Origin of the sequence: Embleya sp. NPDC059237 (assembly GCF_042754105.1) — a bacterium.
GTDB lineage: Bacteria > Actinomycetota > Actinomycetes > Streptomycetales > Streptomycetaceae > Embleya.
This window is the reverse complement of the sequence record NZ_JBHZAE010000003.1, coordinates 278,014-293,453: the sequence shown is the minus strand read 5'-3', so window position 1 is coordinate 293,453 and position 15,440 is coordinate 278,014. Positions and strand designations below refer to the sequence as shown.

The window sequence follows — 15,440 nt, the reverse complement described above, 5'->3', positions numbered from 1 at the left end:
ACCCGTGCGACAGCCGGTCACGCGGGCATCACCTCGGGGAGGTCGCCGCGTTCCCCGGGCTTCGAGGGTCGCGCCGGGACCGGCCCCGCGACGGGGTCGAGACCGGACTTGCGCTGTTCGTGGAAGGCCAGGATCTGCAACTCGATGGACAGATCCACCTTGCGCACGTCCACCCCTTCGGGCACCGAGAGCACGGTGGGCGCGAAGTTCAGGATGCTCGTGATGCCGGCGGCGACCAGTCGATCGGCCACCTCCTGCGCGGCCGGTGCCGGCGTGGTGATCACGCCGATCGACACGTGGTCCTCGCGCACGATCTGCTCGAGGTCGTCCATGTGCCGCACCGCCATGCCCGCGATCCGCTGCCCGGTGACCGCCCGATCGGCGTCGAGCAGGGCCGCGACCCGGAAGCCGCGCGAGGCGAACCCGCCGTAGTTGGCGAGGGCGTGACCCAGATTTCCTATGCCGATGATGGCGACCGGCCAGTCTTGGGTGAGCCCGAGTTCACGCGAGATTTGGTACACGAGATACTCGACGTCGTAACCGACCCCGCGGGTGCCGTAGGAGCCGAGATACGACAGGTCCTTGCGCAACTTCGCCGAATTCACCCCGGCGGCAGCGGCGAGTTCCTCGGACGAGACCGTGGGAACACCCCGCTCCGACAGCGCACTGAGCGCCCGGAGGTACAGCGGAAGCCGCGCCACCGTCGCCTCGGGGATGCCACGTCCCCGCTGCGCCGGTCGCTCGGTACGCCCTGTAGCCACGCTGCTCCTGTGGGTGGGACCTGGGATTTCGATTGCCAGGTTAGGCTTTTGTGAACGTACGCACAAAGTAGGTGTCCGATTTGCGCGCCTGTCGTGATGCTCGTCACGCCTTGGTTCCGAAGTCGGGCGTGAACTCGATCACATGAGGTGACTCGAGCATGGCCCGTGCGTAGTCGTGGTGACCGATCGCATCCACCTCCCCACCGTACGTGTCGGCGATTCGTCCCCCGGTCGGCCCCCTCCACCGGCGGACGACCGACCGTGACCGCATCGGATCGACGCGGACCCGCCTCGGACCGACTCAGCCGCCGAGCGCCTTGCGCAGCCGCCGCTCGTCGACCCGCCAGAAATCGTGCTGTTCGCCGTCCACCAGGGTCACCGGGATCTGCTCCCAGTACTTGTGCCGGAGGTCCGCGTCCTGCGTGATGTCGACTTCGGTCCAGGTCACTCCCAGCTCCGCGGTCACCCGTTCGATCACGACCCGGGCGTCGTCACACAGGTGACAGCCGGGCTTGCTCAACAGCGTCACGGAGCGGGTCGCGGCGTCGGGGCGGCGGCGGAAAGGATTCACGTCCTCGATTGTCGCCCCACCGCGGGCCGACCGGGAGACCACCTCCCGACCCCAGGGCGTGGGCGGCGCTTCACCGATGGGGCGCGCACCCGCAAGACCGGCGCCACACGAGCGCAATACGGGCCTACTAGGCTCGACACCATGGTTTTCTTGCGCCGGCGATCGAGGACCGAGAACAACCACGACAACGCCGTGCGGGCGGGCGAGGCGGCGGCGGCCGCGGCGCAGGCGAGCGCCCCGGCACGCGCCCCGGGCGAGGCCGATGCGCCCGCCCGGATCGGCGCCGCGTTCTTCGACCTGGACAACACCGTCATGCAGGGAGCGTCGATCTTCCATCTGGCCCGGGGCCTGTACGCACGCCGGTTCCTGACCACCCGCGACATCGCCCGGTTCGGCTGGCAGCAGGCCAGGTTCCGGCTCGGCGGGGAGCACATGGGGCACGTGGGCGACGCGCAGGAGAGCGCGCTGTCCTTCGCCAAGGGGCACACGGTCGAGGAGATCCGGGCGATCGGCGAGGAGATCTTCGACGAGTGCATGGCGGACAAGATCTGGCCGGGCACCCGGGCGCTGGCCCAGATGCACCTGGACGCGGGCCGCCAGGTCTGGCTGGTCACCGCCGCGCCGATCGAGATCGCCGACACCATCGCCGGCCGACTGGGCCTGACCGGTGCGCTCGGCACCGTGCCCGAGACCCGCGCCGGCGTGTACACCGGCCGCCTGGTCGGCGAACTGCTGCACGGCGAGGCCAAGGCGGAGGCGGTCCGCGCGCTCGCCGCCCGCGAGGGGCTGAACCTGGGCGACTGCTCGGCCTACAGCGACTCGGCCAACGACATACCGATGTTGACCCTGGTGGGCGATCCCTGCGCGGTCAATCCGGACGCCCGACTGCGCCGCCACGCCCGGGCGCACGGCTGGCGCGTGAAGGACTACCGCACCGGTCGCAAGGCCGCCCGGATCGGCCTGCCGGCCGCCGCCGGGATCGGCGCCGTCGCGGGCGCGGTGGCCGCCGGAACCGCCGTTCGGCGGCGGGTGCCGACCCGGATCTGAGCACCCGACCCCGGCCCCACACACCCCCCGCGACCTGCGGCAAGGGGGTCCGTTCGGGCTGCCCGGCGCCGCCCGACCAGCGGCGAGTTGTCCGCATATAGCACACCTGACACGCGACAACCCGACAAACACGCAAAGAGCACACATCAGCGGTCGATCCCGGTAGCTTCACAACGCCGATGGGCACACTTGGTATCCCTTCCTTTACTAAGCGTTATTCTCGATCGGCGCACAGCGGTATCCAAGTTCCCTACTATGGGTGATCGATTCCGCACCGAACGTAATTACCGCTGAAGCAACAGGGAGTCCCGTGCACCGAATCGTCCGGGTTGACGTGTCCGGGCTGGCGACACTGCGTGCGGCGGTGTGCGCGAGCTTTGCCCCCCCGTCCGTCGGTTTCGCCGCCACAGCCGGTTACGGCGCCGGTGTCAGTCGCGCGACTTCGGCCGGGCCGGTGGGTCTCGCCCTCGCGGCGCGCGCCGGCACCACCGAACCGACCCGTCCCACCCGAGGCTCCGGCTACACCCGGGGCCCGGGTCCGGACGGCGAGGCCCGCCGCATCATGGCCCTCGTCGAACTCGCCCAGGACGGCGACGGCGACGCGTTCGCCCAGCTCTACGACAACTACTTCGACACCGTCTACCGGTACATCTACTACCGGGTCGGCGGTCGCGCCGTCGCCGAGGACCTGACCAGCGAGACCTTCCTGCGCGCGCTGCGCCGGATCGGCACCTTCACCTGGCAGGGTCGCGACTTCGGCGCCTGGCTGGTGACCATCGCGCGCAACCTGGTCGCCGACCACTTCAAGTCCAGCCGGTTCCGCCTGGAGGTCACCACCGGGGAGATGCTCGACGCCAACGAGGTCGAGTCCAGCCCCGAGGACTGCGTCCTGGAATCGTTGTCCAACGCGGCCCTGCTCGACGCCGTGCACAAGCTCAACCCCCAGCAACAGGAATGCGTGACCCTGCGCTTCCTGCAGGGTCTATCGGTCGCGGAGACCGCACAGATCATGGGTAAGAACGAGGGGGCGATCAAGACGTTGCAGTACCGCGCCGTACGGACGCTCGCCCGTCTCTTGCCCGAGGACGTGCGGTGAATCACACTTCCGTAACCTTCGGGGTCCGCGGCTCGTTCTCCCCGATAGCGACCCCCTTCGGGGATCGTTGCGGCGGGGAGCCGCCCTGTGGCCCCCGACCCGGAGACTTCCCTGGACGGACATCCGGGGAGAGGAGGTGCGGCCTGTGAGCATTGCGGCCCTGGATCGGCGACCCGCGAGCGCCTTCGCGCGAGCCCTCGACGAGAACGACCGCGACAACCGATCGGCGGAGCCTCTGCCCGCGCTGGTACCGCTGCTGCGGACCGCCGAGATGCTGCGCGAGCGGTCCTCGGCGGCACCCGTACCGAGCGCGGACTTTCGCACCGCGCTCCGGCAACGGTTGCTGGACGAGGCCGCGGCGCTGCCCGCGACCGAGGGTGCGGCCACCGTGCCGGCACCGCGCGGCGCACATCGCCGCCGGGAGTCGCAGGCCCCGCCGCGCACCGTGCGCTGGCGGCGGCGGGCGGCGATCGCCGGCGCGTTCGTGGTGGTGACCGGCGGCGGTCTCGGCGGGGTGGCCTACGCCAGCTCCGACGCGCTGCCCGGCGACCTGACCTACGGCGTCAAGCGCACGGTCGAAGACTTCAAGATCTCGCTCGCCGACAACGACCACGAACGCGGCGAGCGTTACCTGCAACAGGCCGACACCCGGATGGGCGAGGCCGAACGGCTGCTCAGGCGGGCCGGGCGAAGCCCCGACAAGGACACCGTGCGGCATCTGCGGCAGGTGCTCGACGACTGGCGCGACGAGGCCGACAAGGGCCGTGCGCTGCTCACCGACCACTTCCGCAAGAGCGGCAGCGACGGGTCGATGCGCAACCTGGCCGACTTCGCCCGCTCCGGCAACGAGCGCATGGAGCGGATCGGCGACCGACTCCCGCCGGAGCTGCACTCCGAGCGGGACCGGGTCCGCACGCTGCTCACCGCGATCAACGAGCAGGTCGCCCCGATCGCGGGCACTCCCGGCCGGAGTTCGGCGAAGCCCGGCACCGGTGGGCACACCGACGGCGCACCGGCCGCGCCCGGTACCGCCCCGGGCGGCGCACCGGGCACCGGCGGCGTGCCGCTCGTCCCCAGGCTCCCGGGCCTGGGTGGCGGCGCGACCAATGGCGCACCGTCGCAGGGCGGCTCGACCACGACGGGCGGTGCCGCACCGCGACAGCAGCCGCAGCAGGACGGCGGCCTGCTCCCGGGGCTGAACATCCCGCTGCTCGGCGGCCCTCCGGCGGCAAACCCCTCCGACCGGTCCGACGGCTCCGGGGGCACCCCGGCCCCGGCGAAGACGCCCAAGGGTCAGATCCTCCCGCCCCTGCTGCCCGGCCTGCCGGGCATCGGGCTCAACCTGCTCGGCCCCGCCGAGGAGGAGCCACACAGCTGACGGCGCCGGTGGGCAACACCGAAGGCGGCGCGCGGACCACCGTCCACGCGCCGCCTTCGTGTTCCGGGTTCCGGAACCCGAGCCGGACCCGATCTAGAAGAAGACCGACCGCCGCTGCATCAGCAGTCGGTAGATCGTGTGCTGGATGGTCTCGCGCACCTCGTCGGTCAGGTTGAACACGACCATCGGGTCGTCCGCCGCCTCCTCCGGATACGCGTCGGTGTGGATCGGCGCGCCGAACTCGATCCGCCACCGCGTCGGCAGCGGCACCAGGCCGAGCGGGCCGAGCAGCGGGAAGGTCGGGGTGATCGGGAAGTAGGGCAGGTTGAGCAGGCGCGCGAGAGTACGCGCGTTGCCGACCATCGGGTAGATCTCCTCGGCGCCCACGATCGAGCACGGCACGATCGGCACACCGGTGCGCAGCGCCGCCGACACGAAGCCGCCGCGCCCGAAGCGCTGAAGCTTGTACCGCTCCGCGAACGGCTTACCCAGGCCCTTGTAGCCCTCGGGCCACACGCCGACCAACTCGCCCTTGCCGAGCAGCCGTTCGGCGTCGGCGTGGCAGGCGAGGGTGTGTCCGCTCTTGCGCGCCACCGAGCCCACCAGCGGCAGTTGGAAGACCAGGTCGGCGGCGAGCAGCCGCAGATTGCGCCGAGCGGGGTGGTGGTCGTGCACCGCCACCTGCGTCATCAGCGCGTCCACCGGCAGCGTGCCGGAGTGGTTGGCCACGATCAGCGCACCACCCTCGGCCGGAATGTGCTCCAGGCCGCTGACCTCGATCCGGAAGTACTGCTCGTAGACCACCCGCAGCGCGGCCATCAGCTTGTCGTTGAGTTCGGGATCGAAGCCGAACTCGTCCACCTCGTACTCACCGGTGATCCGGCGGCGCAGGAAGGCCAGTCCGTCGGCGGCGCGATCCTCCCAGCCAGGTCCGGCCACGCCGTCGAGGAGTCCGGCGGCGGCGCCACCCACCACCCCGCCGATCGCGCCCGCGAGCGACCCGAACAACGAGCGCCCGGATCCCGGCGCGCGCCGGGGCCCCACCTCGGATGCGTCCGGGTCCGCCGATCCCGTCTCCGCCGGCCCCGGCTCGGCCGGTTGCGCGGATTCCGCCCGCTTTCGACCCGGTCGCGCCTCGATCGATCGCACCGGCACCTCACCCTCGACCGGCTCGGGTACCCGGACCGCACGCGCGGTCCGGGTGGGCCGACGCCCCGACCGGGGCGCGGGCGGGCGCGCTCCGGAAGTGGCGCCGTCGAAGGGAATGATGCGGGCCTCACCCATCGGGGTTCCTCCTGGTGAGCAGCAGGTCGGCGAGTCGATCGGGCACCTGGGCCAGGCGCCTCGGGTCGAGCAGGCCGGTCGAACGACGACCCTCGGCGTAGTCGGCGAACGTCTCGGCCGTGCTCCTGGCCGCGACGAAGCCCAATTTCTCCCGGGCCCGCGCGGGGTCCACCACGCGCCCGTGGGTGAGCAGGCGTACCTGCTCGGCGGACAGGTGCACCGAACCCGCGCGCCGCAAACCCTGGTTGACCAGACCCACCGCCGCCGCCGGGAACGGCACCACCGGTCGGCCCAATCGGCGCGCGGCCTGGGACAGGAACAGCACACCCTCGGCGGCGATGTTGTACGTGCCCGGCCGATCGGCGAGCATCGCGATCCGCAGCGCCTCGCGCAGGTCGTCCTCGTGCACGAACTGCAGGCGCGGGTCGTAGCCGAGCAGCGTGGGCAACACCGGCAGCGCGAAGTAGGCGCCCATCGGCGAGTCGGTACGCGGCCCCAGCAGCGGCGCGAACCGCAACACGGTGACGGCGACATCCGGCCGACGCCGGGCGAAGCCGCGCACGTAGCCCTCTATCTCGACGGCGTCCTTGGCCCAGCCGGCCGAGGGCTGCACGCGCGGTTCGGTGTCCTCCGCGAACAGCGCGGGGTCGCGCGGCGAACCGCCGTAGACGGCGGTGGTCGAGCGCACCACCAGACGGCGGATCGACGGCGCCTTCTGGCACGCGGCGAGCAGCTGCATGGTGCCGATGACGTTGGTCTCCTTGATCGAGACCGCTCCGCCCCGAATCGGCGGCAGCTCACTGGGGCTCAGGTGCACCACGGTGTCCACGGCGGCCGAGGCGACCACCTTGGCGATCATCGGGTTGCGAATATCGGCGAGTACGAAGTCCACACCGGCCGGCTCCGAAACGGGCGCCACCATGTCGACCCCGATCACCCGGTCGACATCGGGTTCGTCACGGATCATCCGCACAAACCCGGCCCCAGGATCACCGGCAACCCCGGTAACCAGGACGACACGCCCCATCCTGCGCCCTCCCCAACCCAACCCGGCCCGCACCAAATCCACGACACACTCGGACCCCTACGGTAGGCGCACCCCGAGCCACCAGCTCCCAACGTAACCGTACGCACGCCCCACCAACCCCCACCGGGCCACCCATTAACAAGCCATTCACAAACCCCACCCCCACAACCCGGCCCCAAACCCCAAACCCCAAACCCCGCACCTCCAACCCCCACCCCAAAGCCCAAACCCAAACCCCAAACCCGAAACCCGAACCCGAAACCCGAGCTCAGAGCGCGAGCCCGAGCGCAAAGCACCGGCCCGAAGCGCGGGACGGCCGGAGCACGGGCCCAGGGCGCGAGCCGGAGCGCAGGCTCGAAGCGCCGGCCCGGGGCGCGGGGCCGGGACGCGGAGCCGGAGCGCGGGCTCGGAGCGCAAGCCCAAGGCGCGGGCCGGGGGCCGGGGCCGGGACGCAGGCTCGGGGCGCGGGGCCGAAGCGGGCTCAAAGCGCCGGCCCGGGGCTCGGGGCCGGGACGCAGGCTCGGGGCTCGGTGCCGGAGCGGGCTCGAAGCGCCGGCCCGGGGCTCGGGGCCGGAGCGCGGGACGGCCGGAGCGCGGGCCCAGGGTGCGGGCCGGGGGCGCGGGGGGCCGGGACGCGGGCGAGGGGCGCGGGACGGCCGGAGCACGGGCTCGGAGGATAGGCCCAGGGCGCGGGCCAGGGGCGCGGGGCCGGAGCTCGGAGCGTGGGGCCGGAGCGCCGGCCCGGGACGCGAACCCAGGGCACAGGTTCGGAGCGCGGGTTCGGGCGCGAACCCAGGGCGCCGAACCCGAGGGCACGAACTCGGGGCGCCGAACCCGAGGGCACGAACTCGGGGCGCTGGGCCCCGGGCGTGGACCCGGGGCGGCGGACTCAGAGCGGACTCGGAGAGTGGAACCCGAGCCTTCGAACCCAAGCCTTCGAACCCGGGGCCCGAGCGCGAAGCGTCGGAGCCGAGCCTCGGGTCCCGGAGCACCGGACCCGAGGCGCCAGGGCCAAGGCGCCGGGCCCGGCCCCGGGGCGCGGCGGCCGGGGCGCGAACCTGGCGCGTCCATCCCCCCGCGCGCACCCGCGCCCGAACGCACGGCGACCGCCCGTCGCGCCCCCGTTTCGGGAGCGCGGCGGGCGGTCGCCCAAGGCTTCAGCGGCGCAAGCCGGTGGGATGCCTACTTCTTGTTGCGACGCTGCACACGCGTCTTCTTGAGAAGCTTGCGGTGCTTCTTCTTCGCCATGCGCTTGCGACGCTTCTTGATGACAGAGCCCACCGACAACCCTCGCTCACGTGACGTTTCTACCGCGCGGAGCCGGATCAGCCCGCACAACTGGGGGTCAGCCTACTCGCCGCCCCGGCCCACCTCTAAACGAGGCGGTCCGTAATGCCCCCCTACGCTGTTTCCACGTAGGAGTCTCGCAGGTAGTCGTGGACGGCCTGCTCCGGAACTCGGAAGGACCGACCAACCCTGATGGCCGGCATCTCGCCACTGTGGACCAGGCGATACACCGTCATCTTGGACACCCGCATCACCGCGGCCACCTCGGCCACAGTCAAGAAGTTGACCTCGTTGAGAGGCCTCTCTCCAGAAGCCATGACGCACCGAACCATTCAGCACGCGTCGGGCGCCGGCTTCCCCTCCGGCGACTGCCACACGCACGTGCGTCCCTCCAGAGTAGTGGCGTGTGGTACCAGTGGGGAAGAGGAGTAGTTATCCCACCTGAATCGCCCATCAGGCTGCTTTACCGATCGATTCCGGACAGTCCGGACCGATCGAGCACGTACGCCATGACCGGCTCGTACAGGTGTGGCGCCACGTTGTCGTCCAGCGGGACGACCACCTCGACCCGCCCCTCCTCGGCCGCCACGAACAGCGCGGGGTCGTTGCAATCCGCGAGGCCGATCGCCGCAACCCCCGCCTGACCTGCGCCTCCGGCCCAGCCGTGGTCGCCGATCAGCAGATCCGGCAGCGGCTCGGACCCGGCCGCCAGCTCGGCCAGCATCGCCCGGATCCCGCGCGCGGAGTGGGTGTGTCGGAAATCTCCCGCGTCGTCCACCACCATCGCCACGTCGCCCCGATACCGGATCGCGCGACTGTGCCCACCCTCGGCCGTGGGCGTGCGATAGCTCCACCCGGCGGCGGGGCGCAGGAGCGTACACCCCGCCTCGCGCAACACGCGCGCCAGCGTGCGGTACCAATCGCCTAGCCCGTTCGGGTGGCCCGTGGCCACGATCACCCGCTCACGACGCTCGGCGGCGAGCGCGATCCGGTCCGCGTACGCGTCCAGCGCGGCCACGGTCAGGTCCGGGTCGATGGTGTCCTGCCCGCTGCGGTGGGCCGGGTCGGCCACCACTCCGCAACGGCGCGCCATCAGCGCGAGTACGTCGTCCGCGGTCCACCGACCGTCCGGCTCCAGGCCGAACAGATGGCCGGGATGCCGCTCGCTCATCAGTCGGTAGTGCCGGAGGTTGTTCTCCCTCGTGGTCGCCACGTCGCCGGCGATCCGGCCGCGCACGAGATGGGAGCGAAGCTCCGAGGGGGTGGGAACCGCAACGGTCACGCACAGCTCCTTGGGTCACGGGTCGGGGTCACCACAGGCCTCGGGACCACCGGGTCACAGGTCGAACATCGGGTCGAGGCCGTGCACCGGGAAGACCGCCCGCCGGGTGGCCAGAATCGATTGGTCGGTGCGGTCCGCCGGGTCGTATCCGGTGGAGAACGGCCGAAAATCGCCGGTCCCGCCGTCGGTCATCCGGTGCGGACCGGCCTGGCGGGTGAGCATCCGGACCTCCTCGCGCCAGTCGAGCGGCACCTCGCGGGTGGGCTCGATGGCATGACCGGCCGCCTCCGCCACCAGGTGCGTCCACGAGCGCGGCACCACGTCGACGGTCGCGTAGCCCCCGCCGCCGGTGGCTATCCAGCGCCCGCCGGCGTGTTCGTGGGCCAGCGCGTGCAGCGCGGCGTGTGCCGTGCGCTGCGCGTCGAGGCTCAGTGCGAGGTGGGCCAGCGGATCGTCCACGTGGGTGTCCGTACCGTGCTGGGTGACCAGCACGTCGGGGCGGAAGTCCGCGAGCAGCGGCGGCACCACGGCGTCGAACGCGCGCAACCACGCGGCGTCGGCGATGCCGGGCGGCAGCGCAACGTTGACCGCGAAGCCCTCGGCGTCCGGCCCGCCGATCTCGCTCGCGAAACCGGTGCCCGGGAACAGGAAGCGCGGGCTCTCGTGCAGGCTGATCGTGAGCACCCGCGGGTCGTCCCAGAACGCCCGCTGCACACCGTCGCCGTGGTGTACGTCGATGTCCACGTACGCGACCCGCTCGGCGCCGAGTTCGAGCAGGCGCGCGATCGCGAGCGCCGGGTCGTTGTAGATGCAGAACCCGCCCGCGGCGTCGGGCATCGCGTGGTGCAGCCCGCCCGCGAAGTTGATCGCGTGGTCCGCGCCGTCGGGGTCTTCCGGCCCGCGCCACACCGCCTCGGCCGCGGCGATCGAGGCGCCGGCGATCAACGCTGACGCCTCGTGCATCCCGGCGAACGCGGGGGTGTCCTCGGTGCCGAACCCGAACGTGCCGTCGGCGATCCGGGGGTCGAGCGAGGCGGCGCGCACGGCGGCGGTGTACTCGTCGGTGTGCACCATGGTCAGGTCCGCGTCGGTTGCCGACTTCGGGCTGCGCACCCGCAGTTCGGGGAGGGTATGCAGCCCGAACGCGCGGATCAGGTCGATGGTCAGGCGCAGCCGGACCGGGTTCATCGGGTGCCACGATCCGAAGTCGTACCCGGTCATCCCGTCGTCCCACAGCACGTGCACCGCTCGACTCATGCGGTCACGCTACCGCCCGGGTCGGCTCCCGATCATCGGTCGTGAGCGGGTTCACCGTGCGGGGCGAAGGCGCGGGCGAGCGGCAGTACGGCGAGCACCAGGAACAGCGGCACGAGCATCGCCAGGCGGAACGAGGCCAGGTCGGCGATCCCGCCCACGAGCGGGGTGCCGATCAGGAAGCCGACGTAGTTGAAGATGTTGAGTCGGGCGACCGCCTCGTCGGCGTCCTCCGGCGACTGCCGACCGCCCGCGGCGAAGGTCTGCGGGACCAGTACGCACAACCCCACGCCCAGGATCACGAAGCCGAGCAGGCCCACCGCGGCGTGCGGGGCGGCGAGTACGACCGCGAATCCGGCCGCCGCGACCACCGCGCCGCCGCGGACCACCTCGACCATGCCCCAGCGCCGCACCGCGAGGTCGCCGACGCTGCGGCCGACGAGGGTGGTGACCATGTACGCGATGTAGGGGACCACCGCGAACGCCTCGGAGCTGTCCAGCACCTTCTCCAGGTAGACCGCGCTCCAGTTGGCCACTGTCGAGTCGCCGATGTAGGCGAACGTCATGACCAGGCACAGCGGGATCAGCGGACGCCAGGGCAGGGTGCGGCGGGGCCGCTCCGGGTCGGCGGCCACGACCTGCGGCGCGTCGTCCGCGCACAGGTAGCCGGGGCCGACCACGAGCAGGGCCGGCACGGTCAGCGCGGCGGCGCCCGCGTACATCGCGACCAGCGGCACCCCGCCCCACGCGCACAGCCCGGCCGCGCCCGCCCCGGCAAGGCCGCCGAGGCTGTACGAGGCGTGGAAGCCGAGCATGATGCTGCGCCCCGCGCGGGCCTGGATCGCCACGCCCTGCATGTTCATCGTGGCGTCCACCGCGCCCAGGGACAGCCCGAACACGAAGAGCACGATCGCCAACTGCCACAGCCCGTCCCCGGCGCCGACCCCGATCAGGGTGGCGCAGACGAGCGGCTGGGACATCCGCAGCACGGTACGACTGCCGAATCGCCGGGCCAGGGCGCCCGCGATCACGCTGCCCACGCCCGCGACGATCGGCACCACGGAGAGCACCGCGGTGAGCGTGCCGTCGCCCATGTCGTAGCGGCGCTGGATCGCCGGGATCCGGGTGACGAGCAGCGCGAAGGACACGCCCTGGATCAAAAAGCACGCGAGCAGGCTGAACCGCGCACGGCGCAGCGTCTCGTCCTTGGCCGACCCGGCGGCCGGTTCTCTCACCCGCATGGGCGAGCACGCTACCGACGGGTCACTTCCACGGACAGGGGCCGAGGAGATCTTTTGATGAACCGTCAGATTCGCCGACCGGACAAAACCCGGCGAAATCCGTCAAATGCCCAATAGTCCCGGCAGCTCGACCATGTCCTTGAACAGCGCGTCGGCGTCCGCGAGCCGTTCCGCCGGCGTCATCGCGGCGTGACCGTACACGGTCATCCCGGCCGCCCGCGCGGCCTCGACCCCCAGCGGGCTGTCCTCGACCACCACGCAGCACGCGGGATCGACGCCCATGGCCGCCGCCGCGTGCAGGAACAGGTCCGGCGCGGGTTTGCCCCGGGCGACGTCCTGGCTGCTGAAGATCACCGATTCGGGGAAACGCCCGATCAGCCCGGTACGGGTCAGCGCGAGCCGGATCCGCTCATGCGTGCCGGAGGAGGCCAGGCAGTACGGCACGCCCGCGGCGTCCAGCGCGGCCAGCACGTCGACGACCCCCGGCACCGCTTCGAGCTCGGCCCGGAATCCGGCGAACACCCGCTCGTGGTAGACGTGATCGAAGTCCTCGGGCAGCGTGACGCCGTCCCGCTCGCGAACGATCGTATGCACCCGGGCCATGGTGCCGCCGAGGTAGTCGCGCAGCGAGTCCTCGTAGGCGGTGGGCACGCCGAGTTCGGTGAGCAGCGCGGCGAGCACCCGGTTGGCGATCGGCTCGCTGTCCACCAGCACGCCGTCGTTGTCGAACAGGACCAGCTCCGGCCTCACGAAAGGCCCTCGGCGATCTCCTGCGAACGGTTGCTCGCGGCCTCCAGGGCGGCGAGCAGCGCGGCACGCACGCCGTGGTTCTCCAACTCGCGGATCGCCGCGATCGTGGTGCCGGCCGGCGAGGTCACCGCCTCGCGCAGCAGCGTGGGGTGCTCGCCCGAGTCGCGCAGCATCACCGACGCGCCGATCGCGGCCTGCACGATCAGGTCGTGCGCGGCGGCGCGCGGCAGGCCGAGCAAAATGCCGGCGTCGGTCATCGCCTCGACCAGGAAGTAGAAGTAGGCCGGCCCCGAGCCGGACAGCGCGGTGACCGCGTCCTGCTGCTTCTCCGGGACCCGGATGGTCTTGCCGACCGATCCGAAGATCTCCTCGACCCGCTCCAGGTGCGATTCCGTGGCGTGCGCGCCGCCGGAGATCGCGCTCATCCCCTCGTCCACGAGCACGGGGGTGTTGGACATGACGCGCACCACGGGGGTGCCCGCGGCCAGACGGGCCTCCAGGAACTTGGTGGTGATGCCCGCCGCACCGCTGACCACGAGCCGGTCGGCGGGTACGTGCGGGGCCAGTTCGTCCATCAGCGCGCCCATGTCCTGCGGCTTGACGGTCAGGATCAGGATGTCGGCGGCCTTGGCGGCCTCGGCGTTGCTCACCGCCTCGACGCCGTAGCGGCGGCGCAGGTCCTCGGCCCGTTCGGCGCGACGGGTGGTGACGAGGAGGTCGTCGGGGCTCTTGCCCGCCCGGATCATCCCGGACAACAGCGCTTCACCGATTTTCCCGGTGCCGACGACGGCGACCCGCTGAGCCATGGCCCCACACTTTCTCGCGTTCCTGGTCCGTCAGGGGCACGCCCGGTGCCCACGATGGCCACCGTACGGTACGTACACGTGTCCGAGGGTGGGCCCCGGCGCGGGTCCCGGGCCGCTCAGGGGGTGCGCCGGCGCAGGGTCAGCGCCCCGAGCCCGAGCGCGGCGAGCACACAGCCGGCGATCACCGCAACATCGCGCAGCAGCAGGCCGGAGACCTCGTGCTCGGTGGAGAGCCGGGTCATCGCGTCCACCGCGTAGGACAGCGGAAGCACGTCGGAGACCGCTTCGAGCACCGGCTGCATACGATCGCGCGGCACGAACAGCCCGCACAGCAGGAACTGCGGCAGGATCACCGCGGGCAGGAACTGCACCGCCTGGAACTCGGTGTCGGCGAACGCGCTCACCAGCAGGCCCAGGGCCATCCCGAGCAGCGCGTTCAGGACCGCGACGCACAGGATCAGCCAGGTCGGCCCGACCACGTCCAGATCGAGCAGCCCGATCGCGAGCCCGGTGGCCACCGTCGCCTGGAGCACCGCGACGATCCCGAACGCGAGCGCGTAGCCGCCGATCAGCTGCATCTTGCCGATCGGCATGGTGAGCAGCCGCTCCAGCGTCCCGGTCGAGCGCTCGCGCAGCGTGGCCACCGAGGCGACCAGGAACATCACCACGAACGGGAAGATCCCCAGCAAGGGCCCGCCGATGTGGTCGAACTGCTCCGGCCGGTCGTCGTAGAGCCAGTACAGCAGCGTGAGCAGCACACACGGCACCAGGAGCATCAGCGCGACGGTGCGCGGGTCGTGCCGCAACTGGCCGAGCACCCGGCGGGCGGTGGCGGTGGTGGCGGTGCCGGTCATGGCGTGCTCCTCGGGGCCGATGCGGTCGCCGCGGTCGATGCGGCCGGTCCCGGCTCGGCGGCGGCGTCGACCAGCGCCAGGAAGGCCGCCTCCGCGTCCCGGGTCCCGGTACGGGTGAGCAGCGCCCCGGGCGTGTCGTCGGCCAGCAGCGCGCCGTCGCGCAGCAGCAACAGCCGCTCGCAGCGCTCGGCCTCGTCCATCACGTGGCTGGACACGAGCAGCGTGACGCCGCCGGCCGCGAGCCGGTGGAACAGGCCCCACAGGTCGCGGCGCAACACCGGATCCAGGCCGACCGTCGGCTCGTCCAGGACCAACAGCTCCGGTGTCCCGAGCAGCGCGGCGGCCAGCGACACCCGGGCCCGCTGCCCGCCGGACAGCCGGGCCACCGCGGCGTCCTGCCGATCGGTCAGGTCCACCTCGCGCAGCACCCGGTCGAGGTCGTCGGCCGCGGCGCCGAGGAGCCGGCCGAAGTAGCGCAGGTTCTCCCGCACGGTCAGATCCGCGTACACCGACGGCGCCTGCGTCACATAGCCGATCGCGCTGCGCAGCCGCCGATGCCCGGCGGGCAGCCCGAGCACGTCCAGCCGCCCGCTCACCCGCGCCTGCACGCCGACGATCGCCCGCATCAGCGTGCTCTTGCCGCACCCGCTCGGCCCGAGCAACCCGGTGACACTCCCGCGCGGCACGGCGAACGAGACGTCGTCGAGCACCACGCGCCCGCCGCGCACGACCCGCAGCCCTTCGGCGCGGATCGCGTCCTCGCCATAATTCATCATGTGTTGAATATGCGCTTCCCCCCTGA

The 15,440-nt window shown here is 71.9% G+C and carries 16 protein-coding genes; 3 read left to right on the top strand and 13 right to left on the bottom strand.

Features of this window, described 5'->3' with window-relative positions; all coding sequences use genetic code 11:
- Positions 1-17 precede the first annotated feature (17 nt).
- Both ACFXKZ_RS11925 and ACFXKZ_RS11920 read right to left on the bottom strand, forming a co-directional pair.
- Positions 18-761, bottom strand: coding sequence for a redox-sensing transcriptional repressor Rex (locus ACFXKZ_RS11925; RefSeq protein WP_078976624.1), 744 nt, complete (start codon positions 759-761; stop codon positions 18-20).
- A gap of 301 nt (positions 762-1,062) precedes the next feature.
- Positions 1,063-1,332 carry a glutaredoxin family protein gene (locus ACFXKZ_RS11920; RefSeq protein ID WP_379999139.1) on the bottom strand — a complete coding sequence of 90 codons (270 nt, stop codon included), beginning with the start codon at positions 1,330-1,332 and terminating at the stop codon, positions 1,063-1,065.
- A gap of 141 nt (positions 1,333-1,473) precedes the next feature.
- Here ACFXKZ_RS11920 and ACFXKZ_RS11915 point away from each other — a divergent pair, with 141 nt between their 5' ends.
- The 3 genes from ACFXKZ_RS11915 (at position 1,474) to ACFXKZ_RS11905 (ending at position 4,853) form a co-directional block, all read left to right on the top strand.
- Positions 1,474-2,379 carry an HAD family hydrolase gene (locus tag ACFXKZ_RS11915; protein WP_379999137.1) on the top strand — a complete coding sequence of 302 codons (906 nt, stop codon included), beginning with the start codon at positions 1,474-1,476 and terminating at the stop codon, positions 2,377-2,379.
- 310 nt (positions 2,380-2,689) lie between these two features.
- A complete protein-coding gene (locus tag ACFXKZ_RS11910; protein WP_379999135.1) occupies positions 2,690-3,475 on the top strand; it encodes an ECF subfamily RNA polymerase sigma factor, BldN family in 786 nt (261 codons plus the stop codon).
- A gap of 145 nt (positions 3,476-3,620) precedes the next feature.
- Positions 3,621-4,853, top strand: coding sequence for a DUF5667 domain-containing protein (locus ACFXKZ_RS11905; protein ID WP_379999133.1), 1,233 nt, complete (start codon positions 3,621-3,623; stop codon positions 4,851-4,853).
- A gap of 93 nt (positions 4,854-4,946) precedes the next feature.
- Here the strand turns inward: ACFXKZ_RS11905 and ACFXKZ_RS11900 are convergent, their stop codons facing one another.
- The 11 genes from ACFXKZ_RS11900 to ACFXKZ_RS11850 all read right to left on the bottom strand — a co-directional run bounded on the left by ACFXKZ_RS11900 (position 4,947) and on the right by ACFXKZ_RS11850 (position 15,414).
- Entirely contained in the window at positions 4,947-6,137 is a 1,191-nt protein-coding gene (locus ACFXKZ_RS11900; RefSeq protein ID WP_379999131.1) for a 1-acyl-sn-glycerol-3-phosphate acyltransferase, read from the bottom strand.
- The gene (locus ACFXKZ_RS11895) at positions 6,130-7,164 is read right to left on the bottom strand and encodes an NAD-dependent epimerase/dehydratase family protein (RefSeq protein WP_379999129.1); all 1,035 of its coding nucleotides are present in this window, start codon (positions 7,162-7,164) and stop codon (positions 6,130-6,132) included. Before ACFXKZ_RS11895 ends, ACFXKZ_RS11900 begins: the two co-directional genes overlap by 8 nt.
- 1,182 nt (positions 7,165-8,346) lie before the next feature.
- Positions 8,347-8,445 carry a 30S ribosomal protein bS22 gene (locus ACFXKZ_RS11890; RefSeq protein ID WP_012854759.1) on the bottom strand — a complete coding sequence of 33 codons (99 nt, stop codon included), beginning with the start codon at positions 8,443-8,445 and terminating at the stop codon, positions 8,347-8,349.
- Positions 8,446-8,564: 119 nt separating this feature from the next.
- Positions 8,565-8,768 carry a helix-turn-helix domain-containing protein gene (locus ACFXKZ_RS11885; RefSeq protein ID WP_020549639.1) on the bottom strand — a complete coding sequence of 68 codons (204 nt, stop codon included), beginning with the start codon at positions 8,766-8,768 and terminating at the stop codon, positions 8,565-8,567.
- Positions 8,769-8,914: 146 nt separating this feature from the next.
- Entirely contained in the window at positions 8,915-9,733 is an 819-nt protein-coding gene (locus ACFXKZ_RS11880; protein ID WP_379999127.1) for a phosphatase, read from the bottom strand.
- A 54-nt stretch (positions 9,734-9,787) separates the two neighbouring features.
- Positions 9,788-10,990 carry an acetoin utilization protein AcuC gene (locus tag ACFXKZ_RS11875; protein ID WP_379999125.1) on the bottom strand — a complete coding sequence of 401 codons (1,203 nt, stop codon included), beginning with the start codon at positions 10,988-10,990 and terminating at the stop codon, positions 9,788-9,790.
- 32 nt (positions 10,991-11,022) lie between these two features.
- Positions 11,023-12,228 carry an MFS transporter gene (locus ACFXKZ_RS11870; protein ID WP_379999123.1) on the bottom strand — a complete coding sequence of 402 codons (1,206 nt, stop codon included), beginning with the start codon at positions 12,226-12,228 and terminating at the stop codon, positions 11,023-11,025.
- Positions 12,229-12,330: 102 nt separating this feature from the next.
- Positions 12,331-12,978, bottom strand: coding sequence for an HAD family hydrolase (locus ACFXKZ_RS11865; RefSeq protein ID WP_379999121.1), 648 nt, complete (start codon positions 12,976-12,978; stop codon positions 12,331-12,333).
- On the bottom strand, positions 12,975-13,784 hold the full coding sequence (gene proC / locus ACFXKZ_RS11860; protein WP_379999118.1) for a pyrroline-5-carboxylate reductase: 810 nt from the start codon (positions 13,782-13,784) through the stop codon (positions 12,975-12,977). Before proC ends, ACFXKZ_RS11865 begins: the two co-directional genes overlap by 4 nt.
- Positions 13,785-13,900: 116 nt before the next feature.
- The gene (locus ACFXKZ_RS11855; protein WP_379999116.1) at positions 13,901-14,638 is read right to left on the bottom strand and encodes an ABC transporter permease; all 738 of its coding nucleotides are present in this window, start codon (positions 14,636-14,638) and stop codon (positions 13,901-13,903) included.
- A complete protein-coding gene (locus tag ACFXKZ_RS11850) occupies positions 14,635-15,414 on the bottom strand; it encodes an ABC transporter ATP-binding protein (RefSeq protein ID WP_379999114.1) in 780 nt (259 codons plus the stop codon). Before ACFXKZ_RS11850 ends, ACFXKZ_RS11855 begins: the two co-directional genes overlap by 4 nt.
- Between the last annotated feature and the right edge of the window lie 26 nt (positions 15,415-15,440).

Coding starts and splice junctions, on each gene's coding strand:
- ACFXKZ_RS11915 (WP_379999137.1), top strand. CDS start 1,474: ATGGTTTTCTTGCGCCGGCGATCGAGGACCGAGAACAACCACGACAAC.
- ACFXKZ_RS11900 (WP_379999131.1), bottom strand. CDS start 6,137: ATGGGTGAGGCCCGCATCATTCCCTTCGACGGCGCCACTTCCGGAGCG.
- ACFXKZ_RS11895 (WP_379999129.1), bottom strand. CDS start 7,164: ATGGGGCGTGTCGTCCTGGTTACCGGGGTTGCCGGTGATCCTGGGGCC.
- ACFXKZ_RS11885 (WP_020549639.1), bottom strand. CDS start 8,768: ATGGCTTCTGGAGAGAGGCCTCTCAACGAGGTCAACTTCTTGACTGTG.
- ACFXKZ_RS11875 (WP_379999125.1), bottom strand. CDS start 10,990: ATGAGTCGAGCGGTGCACGTGCTGTGGGACGACGGGATGACCGGGTAC.
- ACFXKZ_RS11870 (WP_379999123.1), bottom strand. CDS start 12,228: ATGCGGGTGAGAGAACCGGCCGCCGGGTCGGCCAAGGACGAGACGCTG.
- proC (WP_379999118.1), bottom strand. CDS start 13,784: ATGGCTCAGCGGGTCGCCGTCGTCGGCACCGGGAAAATCGGTGAAGCG.
- ACFXKZ_RS11855 (WP_379999116.1), bottom strand. CDS start 14,638: ATGACCGGCACCGCCACCACCGCCACCGCCCGCCGGGTGCTCGGCCAG.
- ACFXKZ_RS11850 (WP_379999114.1), bottom strand. CDS start 15,414: ATGATGAATTATGGCGAGGACGCGATCCGCGCCGAAGGGCTGCGGGTC.